The 22,068-nt window shown below is 62.4% G+C and carries 21 protein-coding genes; 16 read left to right on the top strand and 5 right to left on the bottom strand.

What is annotated here, in order from left to right; translation table 11 throughout:
• Positions 1–31: 31 nt before the first annotated feature.
• The 9 genes from ASD44_RS10855 (at position 32) to ASD44_RS10815 (ending at position 10,400) form a co-directional block, all read left to right on the top strand.
• Positions 32–1,588 (top strand): amino acid permease, encoded by a 1,557-nt coding sequence (locus ASD44_RS10855; RefSeq protein WP_056111578.1) that lies wholly within the window; start codon positions 32–34, stop codon positions 1,586–1,588.
• A 77-nt stretch (positions 1,589–1,665) separates the two neighbouring features.
• On the top strand, positions 1,666–3,036 hold the full coding sequence (locus ASD44_RS10850; protein ID WP_056111575.1) for a glutamine synthetase family protein: 1,371 nt from the start codon (positions 1,666–1,668) through the stop codon (positions 3,034–3,036).
• 48 nt (positions 3,037–3,084) lie between these two features.
• Positions 3,085–4,473: an aldehyde dehydrogenase family protein gene (locus tag ASD44_RS10845; RefSeq protein ID WP_056115923.1), complete on the top strand. Its 1,389-nt coding sequence runs from the start codon at positions 3,085–3,087 to the stop codon at positions 4,471–4,473.
• Between the two features lie 23 nt (positions 4,474–4,496).
• Entirely contained in the window at positions 4,497–4,985 is a 489-nt protein-coding gene (locus ASD44_RS10840; RefSeq protein WP_056111572.1) for a DUF2569 domain-containing protein, read from the top strand.
• A gap of 21 nt (positions 4,986–5,006) precedes the next feature.
• Positions 5,007–6,179, top strand: coding sequence for an iron-containing alcohol dehydrogenase (locus tag ASD44_RS10835; protein ID WP_056111569.1), 1,173 nt, complete (start codon positions 5,007–5,009; stop codon positions 6,177–6,179).
• Between the two features lie 265 nt (positions 6,180–6,444).
• Positions 6,445–7,551: an ABC transporter substrate-binding protein gene (locus ASD44_RS10830; protein ID WP_056111566.1), complete on the top strand. Its 1,107-nt coding sequence runs from the start codon at positions 6,445–6,447 to the stop codon at positions 7,549–7,551.
• A gap of 59 nt (positions 7,552–7,610) precedes the next feature.
• Entirely contained in the window at positions 7,611–8,525 is a 915-nt protein-coding gene (locus ASD44_RS10825) for an ABC transporter permease subunit (protein WP_056111563.1), read from the top strand.
• Positions 8,522–9,313 carry an ABC transporter permease gene (locus ASD44_RS10820; protein WP_056111561.1) on the top strand — a complete coding sequence of 264 codons (792 nt, stop codon included), beginning with the start codon at positions 8,522–8,524 and terminating at the stop codon, positions 9,311–9,313. The genes ASD44_RS10825 and ASD44_RS10820 overlap by 4 nt, the downstream gene beginning before the upstream one ends.
• 16 nt (positions 9,314–9,329) lie before the next feature.
• On the top strand, positions 9,330–10,400 hold the full coding sequence (locus ASD44_RS10815) for an ABC transporter ATP-binding protein (protein ID WP_056111555.1): 1,071 nt from the start codon (positions 9,330–9,332) through the stop codon (positions 10,398–10,400).
• A gap of 27 nt (positions 10,401–10,427) precedes the next feature.
• Here the strand turns inward: ASD44_RS10815 and ASD44_RS10810 are convergent, their stop codons facing one another.
• Positions 10,428–11,084, bottom strand: a complete 657-nt coding sequence (locus tag ASD44_RS10810; protein WP_056111552.1) for a 50S ribosomal protein L11 methyltransferase — start codon at positions 11,082–11,084, stop codon at positions 10,428–10,430.
• Positions 11,085–11,279: 195 nt separating this feature from the next.
• Between ASD44_RS10810 and ASD44_RS10805 the strand changes: the two genes are divergently transcribed.
• The 3 genes from ASD44_RS10805 (at position 11,280) to ASD44_RS10795 (ending at position 14,071) form a co-directional block, all read left to right on the top strand.
• Positions 11,280–12,125: an EamA family transporter gene (locus tag ASD44_RS10805; RefSeq protein ID WP_056111551.1), complete on the top strand. Its 846-nt coding sequence runs from the start codon at positions 11,280–11,282 to the stop codon at positions 12,123–12,125.
• A gap of 219 nt (positions 12,126–12,344) precedes the next feature.
• Positions 12,345–13,280 (top strand): orotidine-5'-phosphate decarboxylase, encoded by a 936-nt coding sequence (gene pyrF / locus ASD44_RS10800; protein WP_082542447.1) that lies wholly within the window; start codon positions 12,345–12,347, stop codon positions 13,278–13,280.
• 164 nt (positions 13,281–13,444) lie between these two features.
• Entirely contained in the window at positions 13,445–14,071 is a 627-nt protein-coding gene (locus tag ASD44_RS10795) for a methyltransferase domain-containing protein (RefSeq protein WP_056111548.1), read from the top strand.
• A gap of 34 nt (positions 14,072–14,105) precedes the next feature.
• On the opposite strand, the gene ASD44_RS10790 is transcribed toward ASD44_RS10795, so the two are convergent.
• The 4 genes from ASD44_RS10790 to ASD44_RS10775 are packed head-to-tail and all read right to left on the bottom strand — an operon-like array spanning position 14,106 to position 18,600.
• Positions 14,106–14,903, bottom strand: coding sequence for a BtpA/SgcQ family protein (locus tag ASD44_RS10790; protein ID WP_056111545.1), 798 nt, complete (start codon positions 14,901–14,903; stop codon positions 14,106–14,108).
• A 37-nt stretch (positions 14,904–14,940) separates the two neighbouring features.
• On the bottom strand, positions 14,941–17,244 hold the full coding sequence (locus tag ASD44_RS10785) for a xanthine dehydrogenase family protein molybdopterin-binding subunit (RefSeq protein ID WP_056111542.1): 2,304 nt from the start codon (positions 17,242–17,244) through the stop codon (positions 14,941–14,943).
• Positions 17,241–17,726, bottom strand: coding sequence for a (2Fe-2S)-binding protein (locus ASD44_RS10780; RefSeq protein ID WP_056111540.1), 486 nt, complete (start codon positions 17,724–17,726; stop codon positions 17,241–17,243). The genes ASD44_RS10785 and ASD44_RS10780 overlap by 4 nt, the downstream gene beginning before the upstream one ends.
• Positions 17,727–17,739: 13 nt before the next feature.
• Positions 17,740–18,600 (bottom strand): xanthine dehydrogenase family protein subunit M, encoded by an 861-nt coding sequence (locus tag ASD44_RS10775; protein WP_056111537.1) that lies wholly within the window; start codon positions 18,598–18,600, stop codon positions 17,740–17,742.
• Between the two features lie 231 nt (positions 18,601–18,831).
• Between ASD44_RS10775 and pdxH the strand changes: the two genes are divergently transcribed.
• The 4 genes from pdxH to tmk all read left to right on the top strand — a co-directional run bounded on the left by pdxH (position 18,832) and on the right by tmk (position 22,052).
• Complete coding sequence (pdxH, locus tag ASD44_RS10770; RefSeq protein ID WP_056115914.1) at positions 18,832–19,449, top strand: pyridoxamine 5'-phosphate oxidase; 618 nt, start codon at positions 18,832–18,834, stop codon at positions 19,447–19,449.
• Between the two features lie 253 nt (positions 19,450–19,702).
• On the top strand, positions 19,703–20,749 hold the full coding sequence (locus ASD44_RS10765; protein WP_056206801.1) for a hypothetical protein: 1,047 nt from the start codon (positions 19,703–19,705) through the stop codon (positions 20,747–20,749).
• Between the two features lie 35 nt (positions 20,750–20,784).
• Positions 20,785–21,384 carry a hypothetical protein gene (locus ASD44_RS10760; protein WP_056111531.1) on the top strand — a complete coding sequence of 200 codons (600 nt, stop codon included), beginning with the start codon at positions 20,785–20,787 and terminating at the stop codon, positions 21,382–21,384.
• Positions 21,381–22,052 carry a dTMP kinase gene (gene tmk, locus ASD44_RS10755; protein WP_056111528.1) on the top strand — a complete coding sequence of 224 codons (672 nt, stop codon included), beginning with the start codon at positions 21,381–21,383 and terminating at the stop codon, positions 22,050–22,052. The genes ASD44_RS10760 and tmk overlap by 4 nt, the downstream gene beginning before the upstream one ends.
• The last annotated feature ends 16 nt before the right edge of the window (positions 22,053–22,068 follow it).

Raw genomic sequence — 22,068 nt, 5'->3', positions numbered from 1 at the left:
AACCGGATAGAATCCAACAGGGGACATCAAAATGGCAGCACCGGGCTATACTGAAGTCGACAAGAGCGAGGACATCAAGGTCCTCCACAGCATGGGCTATGCCCAGGAACTGGAGCGGCGGCTGAGCCGCTTTTCGAATTTCGCGGTCTCTTTTTCGATCATCTGCATTCTTTCGGGCGGCATCAACTCGCTGGCGCAGGCCACCTCCGGCGCCGGCGGTATCGGCATCGGAATCGGCTGGCTGGTCGGCTGCTTCGTCTCGCTGACCTTTGCCGTGGCCATGTCGCAGATCAGCTCCGCCTATCCCACGGCCGGCGGTCTCTACCACTGGGGTTCGATCCTCGGCAACCGCGGCACGGGCTGGGTCACGGCGTGGCTCAACCTGCTCGGCCTGATCACCGTGCTGGGCGCGATCAATGTCGGCACCTGGACGTTTTTCGTCGGCGCGTTCGGGGCATCGCTCGGTATCGAGAACACCATCACCACGCAGACGATCTTCCTGATCATCATCACTGGCGGTCAGGCGCTGATCAATCATCTCGGCATCAAGCTGACCGCCAAGCTGACCGATTTCTCGGGCTATCTGATCTTTTTCGGCGCGATCCTGATCGCGGTGGTCTGCCTGGTCTCTGCCGAAAGCTGGGACATCGGCCGCCTGTTCACCTTCACCAACTATTCCGGCGAGCCGGGCGGCAACGTCTGGCCGGCGGTGTCGAGCTGGTGGGTGTTCGCGCTTGGCCTGCTGTTGCCGATCTACACCATCACCGGCTACGATGCCTCTGCCCATACGTCCGAGGAGACCTTGAAGGCGGCGAGTTCGGTGCCGCGCGCGATGGTCATGTCGGTGATCTGGTCAGCCTTGTTCGGCTATCTCTTCCTGGCGTCCTTCGTGCTGATGATCCCTAACATGGACGAGGCTGCGAAGCAGGGCTGGAACGTGTTCTTCTGGGCATTCGACCAGCAGGTCAATCCGGGCATCAAGGAGTTCGTCTACATCGTCGTGTTCCTGGCGCAGCTTTTGTGCGGCCTGGCCACCGTGACGTCGGCTTCGCGCATGATTTTCGCCTTCTCGCGTGATGGCGGTCTTCCAGCATCGAACGCGCTGGCCAAGGTCAGCCCGAAATACCGTACGCCTGTGGCGGCGATCTGGACGGCGGCTGTGCTTTCAGTGCTGTTCGTCTGGGGTTCGTCGCTGGTATCGGTGGCGGGAACCTCGGCCTATACGATCGTGGTTTCTTGCACGGTCATCTTCCTGTTCCTGTCATTTACAGTGCCTATCGTGCTGGGCCTGATGGCATGGGGCACGCCAAAATGGGACAAGATGGGTCCGTGGAACATGGGTCGCGGCGTCTTCACCCTGTTCGCGGTGCTATCGTTGATCTCGATGGTCCTGATCTTCATCATCGGAATCCAGCCGCCGAACGACTGGGCTCTCTACATCACCGTCGGCTTCTTCATCCTTACGGCGATTATCTGGTTCGGCTTTGAAAAGCGCCGTTTCCAGGGACCGCCGATCGGGGACATCGTCGCCGCGCGCCAGGCTGCCATCAAGGCCGCCGAGCAGGCGGTGGGCGAAACAGGCCGCTGAGGTCAGCCAGCAGAACATGGCCGGCGCGCGGCCGGCCATGTTCCTCTTTTGTCAGTAACAAAGCCGGGGCACAAAGAATGGCCGTGAATTTCTCGTTCGAACAACTGAAGAAGGCGGTGGAGTCCGGGGAAATCGATACCGTGCTGGCCTGCGCCGTCGATCTGCAGGGCCGGCTTATCGGCAAGCGCTTCCTGGCGAGGTATTTCGTCGAATCCGCCCATGACGAGACGCATGGCTGCAACTACCTGCTTGCCAACGACATCGATATGGAGCCGGTGCCCGGCTACAAGGCGGCAAGCTGGTCGAAGGGCTATGGCGATTTCGTCATGAAGCCGGACCTCGCCACTCTACGGCGTGTGCCCTGGCTGGAGAAGACGGCGCTGGTGCTGTGCGACGTGCTCGATCATCACACGCATGGCGACCTGCCGCATTCGCCGCGCGCCATCCTGAAACGCCAGGTGGCGCGGCTGCGGGAGCGTGGCTACCTCGGCTATTTCGCCTCCGAACTCGAATTCTACCTGTTCGACGAGACCTATGCCTCGGCGCGCGGCAAGCACTGGCAGGGCCTCGATACCGCTTCCCCGCATATCCAGGATTACGTCATCCATCTGACTTCGAACGAGGAAGGCGTGATGCGCCGCCTGCGCAACGAGATGGAGGCTGCCGGCATTCCCGTCGAAAATTCCAAGGGCGAATGGGGCCCTGGCCAGGAAGAGATCAACGTCCGCTATGCCGAGGCGCTGGAAATGGCCGACCGGCATGTGATCCTGAAGAACGGCGCCAAGGAGATCGCCGCATCAGAGGGCAAGGCCATTTCCTTCATGGCCAAGTATAATTACGGCCTGGCCGGCAGCTCCAGCCATATCCACAATTCGCTGTGGAGCGCCGACGGCAAGACGCCGCTATTCTTCGACAAAAAAGCCGACTGGACGCTGTCGTCGCTCGGCCAGCAATGGGCGGCTGGCCAGCTCAAATACGCCAGGGAGTTCACGCTGCTGCTGGCGCCCTACATCAACTCCTACAAGCGCTTCCAGGCCGGCACCTTCGCGCCGACCAAGATCATGTGGAGCGAGGACAACCGCACCGCCGGTTTCCGCCTGTGCGGGGAGGGGACGAAAGGCATCCGCATGGAATGCCGCATCGGCGGCGCCGATCTGAACCCCTATCTCGCTTTTGCCGCGCTCATCGCGGCGGGGCTGGCCGGCATCGACGAAAAGCTGGAGTTGCAGAAGCCGTTCGTCGGCGACGCGTATCAGGCTGCCAAGCTTCCTGAAATCCCGAAGACGCTGCGCGACGCCACCGACGCCTTCGCCAAATCGAAGATGTTCAAGCAGGCGTTCGGCGACGATGTGGTGGAACATTATGTCCATACCGCGCGCTGGGAGCAGTTCGAATACGACCGGCGCATTACGGATTGGGAACTGCATCGGGGATTCGAGCGATATTAAAAGCGGATGCAGCCATCTGCGCCGCTGTGAAGTGAAGTGGAGTTCGAAATTTTGGAAACCATCAAGCTCAAATCGCCCATCGACGGCTCGGTCTACGCGGAACGGCCTGTCGCCACCGATCAGGCGGTGAATGCCGCAGTCGAGCGGGCGCGGGCGGCGCAGGCGGACTGGGCGAAGACGCCGGTCGCGGAGCGTGCAGCCTATATGCTGAAAATGCTGGAAGCGCTGGTCGGCATGAGCGACGAGATCGTGCCGGAGCTGGCCTGGCAGATGGGCCGGCCGGTGCGCTATGGCGGCGAGTTCAGCGGCGTCAAGGAACGCACGCAATACATGGTCGAGATCGCCGAACAGGCGCTGAAGCCGGTGATGGCCTCCAATCCGAAAGACGGCTTCCGCCGCTATGTGAAGAAGGAGCCGCTCGGCGTCGTCATGGTCATTGCGCCATGGAATTATCCTTATCTCACTGCCGTCAACACCATCGTGCCGGCGCTGATCGCCGGTTCGACCGTCATCCTCAAGCACGCGGCGCAGACGCTGCTGGTCGGTGAACGTTTCGCCACGGCGTTCGAAATGGCCGGCCTGCCGAAGCACGTCTTCCAGAATCTCGTGCTCAACCATGCGCAGACGGAGAGACTTCTCGGCTCAGGCAAGATCGACCATGTCAATTTCACCGGCTCGGTGGCCGGCGGACGGGCCATCGAAAAGGCGGCGGCGGGCACGTTCATGACGCTCGGTCTCGAACTTGGCGGCAAGGACCCGGCCTATGTGCTGGCCGACGCCAAGCTGGACCACGCCATCCCCAACCTGGTCGAGGGCGCGTTTTTCAATTCCGGGCAATGCTGCTGCGGCATCGAGCGCGTCTATGTGCACGAGAAGGTTTATGACGATTTTGTCGGCGGTTTCATCGAGGAGACGAAGGGCTACCGCCTCGGCAATCCGCTCGAGCAGGACACAACGATGGGGCCGATGGCGCAGGCGCGCTTCGCCGACCTGATCCGCGAGCAGAAGGCCGAAGCGCTGCGCAAGGGGGCGGCCGCGCACCTGAACACAAGCGACGAGCGCGACAGCGCCGGCTCGCCCTACCTGCCGGCCGAGGTGCTGACCAATGTCGATCACCAGATGAGCGTCATGCGCGAGGAAAGTTTCGGCCCCATCGTCGGCATCATGAAGGTGCGCAACGACGAGGAGGCCATCGCGCTGATGAACGACAGCCCCTATGGGCTGACCGCCTCGATCTGGACGCGCGACACCGAGCACGCGATTGCCATCGGCGACCGCGTCGAGACCGGCACCGTGTTCATGAACCGCTGCGATTATCTCGATCCGGCGCTGGTGTGGACGGGGGTCAAGGATACCGGAAAGGGTGCGGCGCTTTCGGCCATCGGCTATGACAATCTGACGAGGCCGAAGAGCTATCATCTGCGGGAAGTGATCTAGCGCAGGATCAAGGGGGCGCGGACATGACGGATATGCAGGCTTCGGTGCAGACCAGCGCGGACGGTCCTTCGGGCATTGGCGGTTGGCTGATCCTGCCGGTCCTCGGCCTCGTGGCCACCCCGCTGCGGGGCATTTTTCATCTGGCCAGCTATGGCGAAATGCTGCAGTCGATGGATCAATTGACCCGTGGCCAGATCGCTTTCATCGTTGTCGAATTCATCGGCAATGCGATTGTCCTGCTGGTCATGCCCATCGCGCTGCTTGTGCTCTTGTTCAGGAAAAGCGCGTCTTTCCCGCGCTGGTTCATCGTGTGGGCGGCAGTCGGGCTCGCCTTCATCATTTTGGACATAGCCGCCGCGCAGATTTTCTTCGGCGACGTTCTGGCGGCGGCGGGACAGGCCTTGCTCGACGCCGATACAATGCGGGAACTCGTCCGCAGCATCGTCCTGGCGGCGATCTGGATACCGTACATGCGGGTCTCCCGCCGCGTCGCCAACACTTTCGTCAATTAACACCTCCATAGGCAATCAGAAATGACCACCCTCGTCTCCAAGTGGAACTACCCGACCACCGTTCGCTTCGGCGCCGGCCGGATCAAGGAATTGCCGGACGTGCTTGCCACGACGGGTATCAAGCGGCCGCTTTTCGTCACCGATCCGGGCCTGGCTAAGCTGCCGGTGGTCGCCTCGACGTTGAAAATCCTCGACGATGCCAAGGTTCCGTATGGCGTCTTCTCCGAGGTCAAGCCGAACCCGGTGGAATCGAACCTCACCGCCGGCATCGCGGCTTTCAAGAAGGGCAAGCATGACGGCGTCGTCGCCTTCGGCGGCGGGTCGGCGCTCGACCTCGGCAAGCTGATCGCCTTCCAGGCCGGGCAGACGCGGCCGGTCTGGGATTTCGAGGACGTCGGCGACTGGTGGACGCGCGCCAATGCCGACGCCATCGCGCCGATCATCGCCGTGCCGACCACCGCCGGCACAGGCTCGGAGGTCGGCCGCGCCGGGGTCATCACCAACGAGGCCACGCACACCAAGAAGGTGATCTTCCATCCGAAGCTTTTGCCGGCCATCGTCATCGCCGACCCTGAACTGACCACCGGCATGCCGGCCTTCATCACCGCCGGTACCGGCATGGACGCCTTCGCGCATTGTCTCGAAGCCTATTGTGCGCCCGGCTATCATCCGATGGCCGACGGCATTGCCGTCGAAGGCATCAGGCTGGTGTTCGAGAACCTTCCCAAGGCTTTCGCCAACGGCAGGGATCTTGTCGCCCGCGCGCACATGATGAGCGCAGCCGCCATGGGTGCGGCCGCTTTCCAGAAGGGCCTGGGCGCCATCCATTCGCTGTCGCATCCCGTGGGTGCGCTATACGACACGCATCACGGCATGACCAATGCCGTGTTCATGCCCTATGTGCTGGCCTTCAATCGCGATGCGGTCGAGGGCAAGATCGATCGGCTTGCCGCCTATTGCGGCATCAAGGGCGGGTTCGACGGTTTCGCCAAGGCGGTGATCAAGCTGCGCAAGGACCTCAAGGTGCCGCATGCGCTGCCGGGCCTCATCAAGGGCCTGGATATGGACAGGAAGCGCAAGGCGCTGATCGCCGACATGGCGGTGGTCGACCCGACCGCCGGCGGCAATCCTGTGAAGCTCACCAAGAAAGCGGCGCTGTCGCTATTGGAAGATGCGATGTCGGGGACGGCATAGGAGGCAGCCGGTCCAGTTGCGAGCATGCCTGCCGACTTGCGATAAAAACAACAAGCAAGGGGAACGAAAATGAGAGGAGAGGGCACCAAAAACGCTTAGCCGGAAAATGATCCGCACCGGCTGATTGCGGGGTTGCGGCAAAAAGAGTTTACTTCCTGCCTTCGAGGCGCGGAGCGCAGTCCGCGCTTCATCGGACTGTCATAAAACAGGGATACCGCATTGGGCCGGAGGCGTCCCACGGCGTCAGTTCAACGGAGAGAACAAGATGTTCAAATTCACGGGAAAGATACTTTCCCTCACGGCTGTCGCTCTCATGGCGACATCGGCTATTTCCTCGGCGCAATCCATGGACGAACTGGTTGCCGCGGCGAAGAAGGAGGGGCAGCTCACCACCATCGCGCTGCCGCATGACTGGTGCGGTTACGGCGCCGTCATCGACGGCTTCAAGAAGAAGTATCCGGAGATAACCGTCAACGAACTCAACCCCGACGCCGGCTCCGGCGACGAGATCGAGGCAATCAAGGCCAACAAGGACAACAAGGGTCCGCAGGCGCCGGACGTCATCGACGTCGGCCTGTCCTTCGGCCCTTCGGCCAAGAAGGACGGCCTGATCCAGCCCTACAAGGTGTCGACCTGGGACTCGATCCCCGACAGTGCCAAGGATGCGGAAGGCTTCTGGTATGGCGACTATTACGGCGTGCTCTCCTTCATGGTGAACAAGGACCTCGTGCCGAACCCGCCGGCCGACTGGGCCGATCTGCTGAAGCCGGAATATGCCAACGCCGTTGCGCTGGCAGGCGATCCGCGCGCATCCAACCAGGCGATCCAGGCGGTCTATGCCGCCGGCCTGTCTAAGGGCGCGGCAGCCGGTGAAGCCGCCGGCACCGCCGGTCTCGAGTTCTTCAAGGCGCTGAACGCCGCCGGCAATTTCGTGCCGGTCATCGGCAAGCCGGCGACGCTGGCGCAGGGCCAGACGCCGATCCTGATCAACTGGGATTATAACAATCTGTCGGGCCGCGACACGCTGAACGGCAACCCGCCGACGGAGATCGTCATCCCGACGACAGGCGTCGTTGCCGGCGTCTACGTGCAGGCGATCAGCGCCTACGCGCCGCACCCGAACGCAGCCAAGCTGTGGATGGAATATCTCTATTCCGACGAGGGCCAGATTGGCTGGTTGAAGGGCTATTGCCACCCAATCCGCTTCAACGACCTGGCCAAGAGCGGCAAGATCCCGCAGGATCTGCTCGACAAGCTGCCGCCGGCGGCCTCCTACGAAAAGGCGGTGTTCCCCTCGCTCGAGGAGCAGGGCGCAGCCAAGGAAACGATCACCAAGAATTGGGATACGGCTGTCGGCGCCAACGTCCAGTAAAAGGCTGATCCGACCGGGCGGCGGCAATGCCGCCCGGTCTTTTTCATGATGGGCGTCTGATGACAGATATCGGTGTTTCCGATCCGGCCATTGCCGGCAACAGCGCGCCGCCGGTGAAGGCGGGGAGCATGCGGCTGCCGACCCATTGGCTGGGCATTGCGCCGTTCGTCATCTTCAGCCTTATGTTCCTCATCCTGCCGACCGCCTATCTCATCCTGGGCGCGTTCCAGAATGAAGCCGGCGAGTTCACGCTGGAGAACCTGGCGGCGCTGTCGCAGCCCTCCATCGTCGCCGCCTACTGGATTTCCATCAAGGTCAGCCTGGCGTCCTCGCTGATCGGCGCTTTCGCCGGCCTGGCGATCGCCATCGCCATCGTGCGCGGCGGACTGCCGAACTGGATCCGCTCGGCGACCCTGACCTTTTCCGGCGTCGCCTCGAACTTCGCCGGCGTGCCGCTGGCCTTCGCCTTCCTGGCGACGCTCGGCCGGCTCGGCCTCGCCACAGTGCTGCTCAACACCGTGTTCGGCATCAACATCTATGCCTATGGCTTCAACATCCTGTCCTTCTGGGGCCTGACTCTCACCTATGTCTATTTCCAGATACCGCTGATGGTGGTCATCATCGTGCCGGCCATTGACGGCTTGAAGAAGGAGTGGGGCGAGGCCGCAGCGACGCTGGGCGCCACGCAGGCGCAATACTGGCGCATGGTGGTCATTCCGGTGATCTGGCCAAGCTTCCTTGGCACGGTGATCCTGTTGTTCGCCAATGCGTTCGGCGCCATCGCCACCGCCTATGCGCTGACCGGCTCGTCGCTCAACATCGTGCCGATCCTGCTTTATGCGCAGATACGCGGCGACGTGCTGCACAACGCCCATCTCGGCTACGCGATCGCTTTCGGCATGATCTTCATCACCGGCCTCGCCAACATCTTCTACATCTGGTTCCGGACCCGGTCCGAGCGGTGGCTGAAATGAAAACGGGACGCTTTTGGGCCTGGGTCACGTTCATCCTCGGCGCCGCCTATTTCTTCATCCCGCTGATCGCCACCGTCGAGTTCTCGATGCGGATGCGGCGCGGCGCCTATTCGTTCGACGCCTATGCCATCGTGCTTGGCGATCCGCGTTTCCAGGCGACGTTCGGCTATTCGGTCGTCGCGGCGGTCTTCACCATCATCCTCGGCGTCCTCATCGTCGTTCCAACCGCTTACTGGATCAGGCTTCGCCTGCCGCATCTGCGGCCGATCGTGGAATTTATTACGCTCTTACCGCTGGTCATTCCCGCCATCGTCATCGTCTTCGGCTATATCCGCATGTACGGCTCGAACTCGCCGCTGCCGTTCCTGGCCAGCAACACGGGCACCAACGCGCTGCTGGTGATCGGCTATGCGACGCTGGCGCTGCCCTATATGTACCGCGCTGTCGATACCGGCCTGCGGACCATAGACGTCAAAACGCTGACGGAAGCGGCGCAGATCCTTGGCGCCGGCTGGACGACGATCATCGGCAAGGTGATCCTGCCCAATGTGCTGATCGCGGTGCTGTCGGGCGCATTCCTCACCTTCGCCATCGTCCTTGGCGAATTCACCATGGCGAGCCTGCTGAACCGGCCGGCCTTCGGTCCGTATCTGCAGAACATAGGCGCAAACCGCGCCTATGAACCGGCGGCGCTCGCCATCATCGCCTTCGTCATCACCTGGGGCTGCATGTCCGTCATCCAGGTCCTGTCGCGCTTCGCGCCGAAATCCTCGAACCGCCCCAATTGAGAAGAGAGCGCAGCTCATGTCAGACACGTTTCTCTCCATCCAGAATGTCCGGAAGTCCTTTGGCGCTGTCACCGTGGTCGATGATTTCAATCTCGATATAGAGCGCGGCGAGTTCGTCTCCTTCCTCGGCCCGTCCGGCTGCGGCAAGACGACGGTGCTGCGCATGGTGGCAGGCTTTGAGGACCCGACGGAAGGCAAGATCGTCGTCGCCGGCAAGGACATCACCCGGCTGAAGCCGAACCAGCGCAATGTCGGCATGGTGTTCCAGGCCTATGCGCTGTTTCCGAACCTGACTGTCGCGCAGAATGTCGGCTTCGGGTTGAAGATCGCCGGCATGGCCCGGGCCGATGCGGACAAGCGCGTGGCCGAGATGCTGGAACTCATCAAGCTGCCGCTGGCCCAGTTTGGCGATCGCTATCCGTACCAGCTTTCCGGCGGCCAGCAGCAGCGCGTGGCTTTGGCGCGGGCGCTTGCGCCGAAGCCGAAGCTTCTGCTCCTCGACGAGCCGCTGTCGGCGCTCGACGCCAAGGTGCGCGTGTCGCTGCGCGACGAAATCCGCATGATCCAGCGGGAACTCGGCATCACCACCATCTTCGTCACGCACGACCAGGAAGAGGCGCTGTCGATCTCCGACCGCATCGCGGTGATGTATGGCGGGAAGGCCGAACAGGTCGGCACGCCGTTCGAGATCTACAATCGCCCGGCGACCAAGTTCGTCGCCAATTTCGTCGGCACGCTCAATGTGTTGGAAGGCACCGTCAGCGATGCGGCGACCGGCAAGGTGCGAGTCGATGCGCAGGAGATCGGCCTCAAGGGCAAGCTCAACGGCTCGAAGTCCGGCGAAACGATATCGCTGGCGCTGCGTCCGGAGGCGATCACGCTGGGGCCGCGCCCCGGCCACGACGCCAGCCTGACCGGCGAGATCCACGACGTTCAGTTTCTGGGCTCGGTCATCCGGGTGCGGGTCGGCGTCGGCGGCAGCCGCGTCTCGCTGGATACGTTCAACAATCCGTCCTCGCCGCCGCCGCAAGCCGGCGAGAAGACGACGATCAGCTTTGCCTCCAATGACGTGCTGGTACTGCACTGACGGATCGATGAAAAGACTGCGAGCCGGCTAGGTGCGCGTGAAGGCATAGACGCTGCTCGCGCTCGAGGCCGCCGCTTCGCCGAAATCCAGGACTGAATAATCGGCCAGCCATAGAAGCCGTTCCCGGGGCAGATGGGCCCGGCCGGGGTCGCCGACGAACACCTCGATGCCGGCGCCGGCGCCGCGGTCGAGGAACGCGGTGACGCGCCGGGCGAGGCGCTTTTCGTAGAACAGATCGCCGACGGCGACGAGATCGACCGCCGGCGGCGAAGCGTCGAGCAGGTCGGTTGCGACCGTCTCGATCGAGACGCCGTTGGCGGCCGCATTGAGCTGCAATGCCGTTAACCCCAGCGCGTCCGTCTCGGCCGCCAGGACGCTCGCCGCGCCGGCCTTGAGCGCGGCGATGCCGACAATGCCGCCGCCGGCGCCGAGATCGAGCACACGCCGTCCGGAAACCGTTTGCGGACGGTCGAGGAAGAAGCGGGCCAGCACGCTGCCGCCCGCCCACGGATAGGCCCAGTAAGGCGGAGCGCCACTGTCCACGCCAAGCAGCCGCCGCAGGCCGCTGCCGGGATGCGCGGTATGAAGCCGGATGGATTCAAGCCCGGGCACCGGCCGCAGCGGCAGGTTGAGCTCGATGAATCGGCGTGGATCGGATGCGGCGGACGGTGTACGTAAAGTCATCGCGCCAGTCTACCCCAGTGAAGCGGCGCCGGCGCCGGGTTTCCACCGCTTTCCGGAATGTTTCTGGCCCAAAAGCATCGGTGTCTTCTGGGCATTGCGGGCGCAACCATAAACAGGTACCCGCTTGATCAGAAACTAAGCCGATTAAAAAGCGCTCCCTGCCGCGTCCGCCGCCGGGGCGGGTTCGAGCCGACCATGACGCCATCCGTTTTCCTCGCCGTGCTTCTGGCTGCCGCCATGCATGCGACGTGGAACGCCTTGGTCAAAGTTCATCTCGACCGGTTCCTCTCGGTGACGCTGATGACCGTCGGCATGGGCATCATGGCCTTGCTGGTGGCGCCTTTCGTAGCGTTTCCGAAAGCCGAGGTCTGGCCATGGATCCTGGCGTCCGTGATTTTCCACATGGGCTATAAATTGTGCCTGATCGCCGCCTACAAGGCCGGCGACATGTCGCAGACCTATCCGCTGGCGCGCGGCACGGCGCCGCTGCTGGCGGCTCTGGGTGGCATATTCGTCGTATCGGAAGTACCGGCGCCGCTGGCCATTCTCGGCATACTGCTGCTTTCGCTGGGAACGCTGGCGCTGTCGTTGCGCGGCGGGGCGCGGCTTGAAAAACTCAATCGGCACGCGGTGGGCTTCGCGCTGGCGACATCCGTCTTGATTGCCAGCTACACGCTGTCGGACGGCAGCGGCGCGCGCGCCGCCGAGACGGCGTCGAGCTACGCGGTGTGGCTGTTCTTCTGCGACGGGCTGTGGTCGTTGGGGCTTTGCCTGATCCTGCGCGGTCGGGCCTCGTTGCCGGCGATGGCGCGTGACTGGAAGGCCGGCCTGCTCACCGGCGCGCTCGGTGGCGCGGCCTACTGGATCGTGATGTGGGCGATGACCAGGGCGCCGATCGCATCGGTAGCGTCGCTGCGCGAGACGTCGATCCTGTTTGCGATGCTGATTTCCGTTTTTGCACTGGGTGAAAAGATGACCGGCTGGCGCGGGGCTGCCGCGCTCTCCATCGTCGCCGGCCTCGTCGCATTGCGGATGGGATAACAGACCACCTTGTCATGCAAGCTCACAACCCTGCCGCACGGAAAGGTTGACTGTCCTGCCAAAAACGCTTAGGCGGTTCGCCAACAGCGAAGTCCTTGAGTCTGGTATATCGGCAAGGACTGTAAATCGTGAAAAATTGCCATCTGCCCTGGAGCATCGATTGACGAAGCGCACGCCCTGACGGTTCGCGGCGGTAGCAGCACGGAGAGACGAAAGATCATGAACATTGTTCCCTCGAACATTGTACAGACCACCGGCTTCCACTACGGCGACGTTATCATCGAAAGAGCCAGAAAACTCGATCACTGCTTCTGCCTCGGGCTCGACCCGCATCTGGCCATGATCCCGGCCGCTTTCCGGCGCGGCGACATGAAGCCCGGCTCGACCGAGACGATCGAGGGCATCGAGGAATTCCTCATGGCGGTCATCGACCGTACCGCCGACAAGGTGGTTTCCTACAAGCCGCAGAGCGCCATGTATGAGCGGCTCGGTTCCGCCGGCATCGCACTGCTGGAACGTATGGTCGCCTACGCGCATGAGCGGGGAACGCCGGTCCTGCTCGACGCCAAGCGCGGCGACATCGCCGCCACCGCGGATGCCTATGCGGAGGCGTATCTGGCGCCGGACAGCCCCAATCCCGTCGATGCGCTGACGGTGAATCCCTATATGGGCATCGACACGATCGAGCCATATCTCGAACTCGGCAAAAAGCACGGCAAGGGCGTGTTCGTGGTTCTGCGCACCAGCAATCCCGGCGCCGGCGCGTTCCAGGATCTGCAGGTTGGAAACCGCACCGTCTATGGCACCATCGCCGATGCGCTGCGGCCGCTGACCGAGGAGGCCATCGGCGAGACGGGCTGGTCGTCGTTCGGCGTCGTGGTCGGTGCCACCTATCCCGAAGAAGCCATGCATATCCGCTCGCTGCTGCCGCGGGCGCTCTTCCTGTTGCCGGGCTACGGCTACCAGCAGGGCGACATCGCCCGGATCACCGGCGCGCTGGTGCCCGGACCGCGCAAGCTTGAAGGCGGTCTCATCAGTTCCTCCCGCGCCACCCTGTTCCCACAGGCGGGAGCCGACGGTTCCTTCGACGCCTGGAAGGCGGCCTTCGACGATCAGCTTGGCCGGCATATCGGCGCGGTGGCTGAAAACCTCTGATCAGCGGCTTCACTAAAACGATTTGAGGACTGCACTAAAGTCGAATACTGCTACGTCCTGACGCACTGGACGCGTCGGACCGTAGTTGCTCTATTCATTCAAGTTCACTTAAATAAAAAATGCCTGCGACCTGACTCACGCAAGCGCCGTACGGGGGTATCGGAATGAATGCTCAGCCCTGGTGGGAAACCAGCTTCGAAAATCTGGAAACGAGCACATTCGGCAAGGTGACGGCGGAAGTCGAGATTCTAAACCAGCACCTCGCTCCAGGTTCGAAGATCCTCGACCTCGGATGCGCCGATGGCCGGCACGGCATTTACCTCGCCGAACATGGTCACGATGTGGTGATGGTCGACATTTCGGCCAAGGGCATCCGCAAGGTCCAGCATCGGGCGGAGGTGCGCCGGCTGCAGGTCACCGCGCTGGAAATGGACATAAGGGATTATGTGTTCGACCAGCAGTTCGATGCGGTGCTCGCCCATGGCATCCTCATGCTCGTCAAGCGCGAGGAATGGGCTCCGATCCTGCGCAACATGCAGGATTTCACGAAGCCTGGCGGTTTCAACCTGGTCGCGGTGCTGACAGACTCCGAGCCGCCGCCGGAAGACCTCAAGGATTTCCTCGTCGGGATTTTCCATGAAGGCGAGTTGAAGACACTTTACGAAGGCTGGGCGGAGCTGTTCTGGGAGCGGAAACGCAAGATCGACCGCGATCAGGCGACAATCGACCGTGGTCAGGCGAAGGAACGGATTCTGACGCTCAACAAGATCATGGCGCGCAAGCCCGCCTGATTCAGGCAGGCAATTTCACAGCAAGCCTGCGGATTCAGCCGCGCAACTGACCAACGATGGCGCGGACCTTTTCCAGGCTGACGCGGCCGCCGGCCTGCTTCGGTTCCTTCAACGACGTGCCGACGATGAAGCCGCCGGCGACCTCGGCCAGCGTCTTGATGTTCTTTTCCGTGATGCCGCTGCCGACGAAGACCGGAGCGCTGGTCGCGCCGGTCAGTTCGGCGAGGTCGGAATCGGCGATCGCCACGCCTGTTGCCGGGCCGGTGACGATCAGCGCGTCGGCATGCGAGCGCGCCACCAGGTCCATGGCGTCGGCCTTGATCGAGTAGACCGACGACAGTGGGTAGGAATGCTTGATGTCGACATCGGCGAAAATCTTGACCTTGGCGCCCATGCGGGCGCGGTCGCGGATCAGCTTCGAGGCGGCGCCCTCGATGACGCCGTGGTCGGTGACGCGCGGCGAACCGAGCACGCAGACGCGGATGAATTGCGCCTCGATGCTGTGCGCGATGGCGAGGCCGGCGCGGGCGTCGTTGCGCAGGACGCACACGCCCATCGGCAGGTCGATGCTATCGCGCACCAGGCCGCCAATGCGGCTCATCCAGGCGATGGTTTCGCGCGGCACGCGATCCGGGAAGTAGGGGGTATCGCCGAAATTCTCGATCATCACGGCATCGACGCCGCCCTTTACCAGCGTGTCGGCGTCGGCCAGCGCCTGTTCCTTGATCAGTTGCGTGTTGCCGTCGTAATTGGGCGAGCCGGGCAGCGGGCGCAGATGCAGGACGCCGATGATCGGCTGCTTGTTGGCGAAACCGGGAAGATTTTCCTGCATGGCGGGGTTCCTTGGGCTCTCTTCGGGAGACGCTATCTCATTGGGGCGATGAAGGCGATTGGCGCGCCGCCTGCAGCAGTTCCCATATCTGCGGCGGTGACAACGGAAGATCGCGCGGCTGCACATTGAACGATTTCAGCGCCGCCGCGACGGCGTTGCCGATGACGCCGGCGACCGAGAAGATACCACCTTCGCCGCCGCCCTTGGCGCCGACCGGGTTCATCGGCGAGGGGTGATTGCCCATGGGGATGCCGCGGACCTTGGGGAAGTCGCTTGCCGTGGGCAGCATGTAGTCGGCCAGCGAGCCGGTCAGCAACTGGCCGTTCTCATCATACTTGAAATGTTCAAGAAAGGTGCCGCCCAGCCCCTGCATGATCGAGCCGACGATCTGGCCGGTCATCGTCAACGGGTTGATGATGCGGCCGACGTCCTCGACGGCGATATAGTCCAGCACCTCGACATGGCCGGTCTCGGCATCCACCGCGACGTGGGTGGCGTGCGCGCCATAGGCCCAGGACAACCGCTTGTTGATGAAACTGCCCTCGACGGAGAGATCGGTTTCAGCGGCCAGTTCGGCCAGCGCAATCGAGCGGCCGCCCGGGCCGATGGCGGTGGTTCCCTCGACGATCTCGACGGCGTCGGCGCTGCAATTCAGCCGCCTGCCTGCCTCGGCGCGAATCATGTCCTTCAGCTTCGCTACCGCATCCAGGATGGCCGAACCGCCCATGACGGTGGAGCGCGAATGATAGGCGCCGAAGCCGTCGCTGACGTTGCGGGTCGATCCGTGGTGGACGCCGGTGATCCGGCTCATCGGTACTTCCAGCGCGTCGCCGGCGATCTGGGCGAAAACCGTCTCGATGCCCTGGCCGACAGCGGCCGAGCCGACATAGACGGTGTAGTCGCCGGTCTTCTCCAGCGTGACGCGGGCGAATTCCTTGGGACCGGCGCCGCCGGCCTCGACGAAACAGGCGATGCCGAGGCCATGGTAGCGGCCGTCGATTTCCTTGCCGTTCAGCGCGGCTTTCTCGTCCCAGCCGATTTCGGCAAGGCAGCGGTCCAGCGTTTCCGAATAATCGCCGCTGTCCAGTTCGTCGTCGGCGTCGAAGGGCGTGATGCTGGCCATGCGATAGGGCATCTCGGCATGGGTGACGAGATTGCGGCGGCGGATTTCCACGCGGTCGATGCCGAGATCCTCGGCGATCATGTCGAGCATCCGCTCGCGGAAGAAATCGGCTTCGAAGCGCCCCGGCCCGCGATAGGTGCCGACCGGCGTCTTGTTGGTGACGATCATGCCGACTTCGTAGTTCATGTTCGGCACCCGGTACGGACCGGAGATGAACTGCGCGATGTTGCGGGCGCCGACGGCGCCGTTGGTGCGCATGTAGGCGCCGATATCGACCACGCCACGGCCGCGCAAGCCGAGAATTCTGCCCTTTAGGTCGCACGCGATCTCGACCTCGCAATCGCATTCGCGCGCATGGTTCATGGCCATGAGGTTTTCGCGCCGGTCCTCGATCCACTTGATCCTCTTGTTGAGGTGGCGGGCGGCGAAGGGCAGGAGGAAATCCTCGGGATAGAACTCGCCGCGCGGCCCGAAGCCGCCGCCGACGTCGTTTTCCACCAGCAGGATCTGGTCTTCGGCAAGGCCGATCAGCCTGGAGAGAATGCGCCGGTTGAAGAACGGCACCTTGGCCGCCCCCCACATGGTCAAATGCTGGCGCTCGGCATCCCATTCGGCCAGCAGCCCGCGCGGCTCCATCGGCACGGCGGTATGGCGCTGGACGGTGAAACGCTCCTTGCGGGTGTAAGGGGCGGTGTCGAAGATTGAGACGTCGCCGCGATAGCCCCTGTATCCGAGCACCTCGTTGGTGCCCTTCTTGTCGAAGAGCAGCGTTTCGCCGCTTTCCGCCTGTGGTTTCGTCATCACCGCCGGCAGAGGCTCGATCTCGACTTCGATCGCATCGACACCGTCTTCGGCGATGGCGGCACTATCGGCGACGACGAGCGCGATGGGCTCGCCGACATAGCGGACCTTGTCATATGCCACCACCGGTTGCCAGAATGGTTCGAGTTCGGGCAGCGGATGCAGGCGCATGGGAATGTAGGGAATGACATCGCCAAGGTCTGCGGCGGTGAACACCGCATGCACGCCGGGGATGGCGAGCGCGGCGGACTTGTCCACCGAGATCAGCTTTCCGTGCGCGACCGGGCTGCGGAAGACGGCGGCGTGGAGCGTGTCGTCAAAGTTGAGGTCGCCGACATATTGGCCGCGCCCGCGCAGGAAACGCAGGTCCTCGACCCGCTCGATCGGAGAGCCGACCAGTGCGTTGGCGACGGTCATGCGCGATCCTCTTCGGCGTCCTTCCGGTAGGCGGCGCGCGCTTCCAGAACCGCCTCGACGATGGAGACGTAGCCGGTGCAGCGGCAGATGTTGCCGGACAGGACCTCGCGCACCCGGTCGGCATCGCAGTCGGGTTCATTGGTCAGCAGGGCATGAGACGTGGTGAGCATGCCCGGTGTGCAGTAACCGCATTGCAACCCATGGTTTCGTCGAAATGCCGTCTGCAGCGGCGTCAGCCGATCCTCGTGGGAAAGGCCCTCGACGGTGGTGATGTCGGCGCCGTCAGCCTGGACCGCGAGCATGAGGCAGGACCGCACGGCGGCGCCATCGACAATGATCGTGCAGGCGCCGCAGACGCCATGCTCGCAACCGACATGGGTGCCGGTCAGGCCGAGCTTGTGGCGCAGGCAATCGGCCAGCGTCATCCGGGGCTCAGCCTCGACTTCGACGGGTTTTCCGTTGACTGAAAACTCTATCTTCATCGCGTCTGTCCGTTCACGCCAGCGCGCTCTTGAGGGCGCGCTTGACCATGGTTCCGGCGAGCGAACGGCGGTAGGCCGCGCTCGAATGGATGTCGTCAAAGGGTTCGACAGATGCGGCCGTCGTCTTTTCGATTTCCGCGATCATTGCATCGTTTACAGCCGTAGCGCCGTTCAGGATTGCTTCCACCTGAGGCAGCCGTATCGCCCGGTCACCGACGCCGATGACGCCGACATGGGCATTGGCGATCAGGCCGACGTCGTCGCGGTCGAGGAAAAGTGCCGCGCCAGCCATGGCAAAGTCGCCGCGCCGCCGCGAAAATTCCTGGAAACCCCACCGGCGCGCGGCCGGCCATGCGGGCAGGCGGATCTGCGTGATCATTTCGCCCGGCTCCAGCGCTGTCGTCAGAGGGGCAATGAAGAAATCGTCGGCGGCGATGACGCGCGTGCCGGATTCACCGAGAACGGTAATCTCCGCATCGCAGGTCACCAGGATTCCCGGCGTTTCGGCGGCCGGATCGGCATGGGCGATGCTGCCGCCGACGGTGCCGCGATTGCGGATCTGATAGTGAGCGACATGTTCTATCGCGGCGACGAGCAGCGGGTGCGCGGTGCGCAGGCGTTCGTCACCGAGGATGTCGCAATAGCGGACCATGGCGCCCAGCCGCACACCATTCGCATCAATTTCGATCCGGTTGAGACCGGGCAGCTTGCGCATGTCGATGACGAGGGAAGGGCTGGCGATGCGGAAGGCCATCATCGGCATCAGGCTCTGGCCGCCGGCCAGAAGTCGTGCCTCGCCATTGGAGGAAGCGAGAAGCGAAATCGTTTCTGCCAGCGTCGTGGGACACGCATAGTCGAACGCCGGCAGTTTCACTTAACGAATGCTCCGACTTGGGATTGAATAGCCTAGTTGGACGGAATCGAACTAACACCGAACGCGCCTGCCGGTCAACGCCGGCGAAGCATCTCGATAAGCGAACACGTTTCCCAAAAATGCGACGTTCCAGGGTTTTATGGGATGAAGGGCAAAAATCGGGATGTGCTTGCGCTTCTGATAAAAATCGGCTCATCTTCCGCCGACATTGGAAAAACGCGAGCGTCAGACATGAGCGACAAAGAGTTGGCAGCCGGCGACTTCACCACCGAAGAGGAGCCGCTGAAGCTCTTCGCCAAATGGCTTGCCGATGCGACCAAAAGCGAAGTGAATGACCCGGAGGCGGTTGCGGTGGCGACCGTCGACGAGGACGGTCTGCCGAACGTGCGCATGGTCCTGCTCAAGAGCGGCGACGAGAACGGGTTTCTGTTCCACACCAATTTCGAGAGCGCCAAGGGGCGTGAAATCCTGGGCGCGAAGAAGGCTGCCATGTGCTTCCACTGGAAAAGCCTGCGCCGTCAGATCCGCCTGCGCGGCCCGGTCGAAGTCATTCCCGATGCCGATGCCGACGCGTATTACGCCACCCGTCCGCGCGGCAGCCGCATCGGCGCCTGGGCGTCGAAGCAGTCGCGGCCGCTGGAAAGCCGGTTCGCTCTGGAAAAGGCGGTAGCCGAATACACGGCCAGATACGCCATCGGTGAAATTCCGCGGCCGAAATACTGGTCCGGTTTCCGCCTTATCCCGCAGACCATCGAATTCTGGCATGACCGCGCGTTCCGCCTGCACGACCGCGTCGTCTTCACCAGGCAGCCCGGCGGCGGCTGGACGAAGCAGCGGCTTTATCCGTGACGATATTCGCGGCTGGTCCTCCGGCCGCGACGCATTTGAGTTGCGGCGGGGTCAGGTGTCTCAATCGTGAGATTCCATTTGACAACTGATCTACCCACGCGTTTACTGCTCCAATCCTCGATTTAGCCCTATAAGTTTTTTACAGAGCGCCAGAAAGACAGCAAAAATATCGCTATAAGTCCTTTCAAGCTATCAAGTTCCCTTGAAGAATTCGTGGGCGGATGTAGAGGAAAACTGTCAATACGGCGGCGAAATGAATCTACAATTATCGCAAGACAAGACGATTGATCTCAAGGTTCTGATTTTCGACCAGAGTAATATTGTCTGCGACGGTGGATCGCAGATAGAGGGTTTCGGCACGAAAAGGTCGGACTATGACCTCTATCTGATTTTCGATGCCGACCAGCGCGAAGCCAATGGCATTCCCGACACAACGTTCGACTACCACATGCCGGTGGGGGAGATCGACGGCCGGACGGTCGATATCGAACTGATGTCGAAGCAGTATCTTTCCAATCTTGCCGACACAATCAACCAGCTTGAAGGCAAGCCGAACAACAAGATCGTCAACATCAAGCTGGAACGGCTCAACACCTATTACCGGATGTGCATCGCCAGGGCGCTGTACAATGGCGGCGATTTCGCGCCGATCCAGGCAAAGTTCGACAAGGAACGCTTTCGTGGCTTGTTCGCCCTGTGGTGCGAATTGCACACGGCCCGCACCAAGCGTGAGGGCAGGGCGCAACTCGATGCGGGCGAGGACGAAGCCGCTTTCGAGACCTACCGCGATTGCTACCAGTTCGCGACGGACAGCCATCTTGCGAAGCATGGCGAGGCCTTCACCAGCCGCAAGTACCGCTTTTCCAAGCTGGCGCGGCGGTTCGGTCGTGATTCAGAGGTTTTCCAGCGTTGCTGGGGGTTGAAGTCCCTCGGCAACCGCTCCATCGCCGACTATGTGCGCGAGGTCGAGACGCTCTGCGACGATTTCGGCCTCAAGGCGGACGTCGCCGCGGAAGAGCGCGTGCAGATGGCGCGGGCCCGCAAGGCCTTCACGCCTTTCCGTGTCGGGCAACAGCATTATCTGGTGGAAAACCGGACGCATATGGTGCCGGTCCCGGCGGACGCGGTTGCGCTTTGGCCGGAACTCGATGGCAAGGCCGATCTCGACCAACTGACAGCATCCTTTGCAAAGCGTGAGAAGATCGGCGCGGATGCCGCCGGTCAGCGCGTCCGCGCTGCCCTGGAGGCGCTGGAGAAGGTCGGTGCCTGCGCACGTTCCTATGCACCGCGCCACAGCTGATCGCCGAAGATGCCAGACGAGATGACGGAAACATCATGAAGACCGGTTCAAGCAAGTCAGGCAGCGTGGAAAACAGCGGAAGAAGCCAGCTTCCGGCTCCCGAGTTCGTCCAGGCCCAGGCGCGCGCGTTGTGGCTGACCATGTCCAACTACAAGACCATTCGCTCCAACATCGAGGGAGCCCTCGATGAAGACGAGTATGAACTTGCGGCCCTGCAGGCCCGCTTCGGCCTTCAGATCGGCATCCGCTCCGTCATCGCCCGCCGCGGCCTCTACTATGTCGACAAGGGGCCGTTCGAGGTGATGCGTACCTATTTCACCGAAGACGATCCTGTCCGGGTCAAGGGTTTCGCGCTGGACCGAAGCAACCCGCTGAGCCCCGACGAGGTCATCGCCTATTGCGGCGAGTGCCATCATTTCGTCGAAACGATCTGCGGTGTTGCCGCATCGACGCTGACGGATGCCGTCTCCCGCGACGACCAGATCGAGGCGGCCATCGGTTTGATGGAAGACGTTACGGGTCTTGCCGATTATCTGAACGTCCATCTGCCATGGCCTGGCGAGGATGTTGTCATCCTCAGGATGCTGCGTTCCAAGCTCAAGAGCGCGCAACAGAAGTCGCAGAGTTCGGTATGACGAAGCCTTTCAACAAGCTTGGTCTGCTGGTGGCGTTGTGCGGCCTGGATGGCGCCGGCAAGACGACGCAGCTCGAGCGCATAACCACGAAGCTTGCCGCAACGCGCAACATCTACAAGACCAAGCAGCCGACCGACTGGTTCCGCGAGATGGAACTGGTGCAGAATTTCAAGAACCTGCTCGGAGACCAGTCCGAACTGCTGCTTGCCGAACTGGCTCTGCTTTCCGCGACGGACCGTTTGCGCCACCACCGGCTTGAGGTCGAACCGGAGCTGGCGAAAGGCAATCTGGTGCTGACCGATCGCCACATCGTGTCGACTTTCACCAGCTTCATCGCCAGCGGCTTCACCGATGTGGAGTGGCTCAGGAGCATAAACCGCTACTCGCTGATCCCGGACCTGGTCGTTTTTATCGACGTGCCGCCGGAAACGGTCATTGCGCGGGTCAAGACAAGGACGGAGATCAAGAAGCAGGAGATCGACCTCGATCTTGTCATAAAGACCCGGCAGGCTTTTCTGGATCGCCCCTGGGGCGACGATCTCATTCCCAATTACCACGTCGTTGACGGAACCGCGCATCCGGACGAGGTTGAGAAGAACATTCTTGCGCTGATCGATCAGGCGGAGGCCCGCAGCGCCCCTGCATCGATGCATGAAATGGTCAATTGAACTCCTCGAACATACG

The organism is Mesorhizobium sp. Root554, assembly GCF_001427025.1.
Lineage (GTDB): Bacteria > Pseudomonadota > Alphaproteobacteria > Rhizobiales > Rhizobiaceae > Mesorhizobium.
Note: the sequence above shows the minus strand (reverse complement) of the source record. Positions and strands in the feature narration are given on the sequence as shown.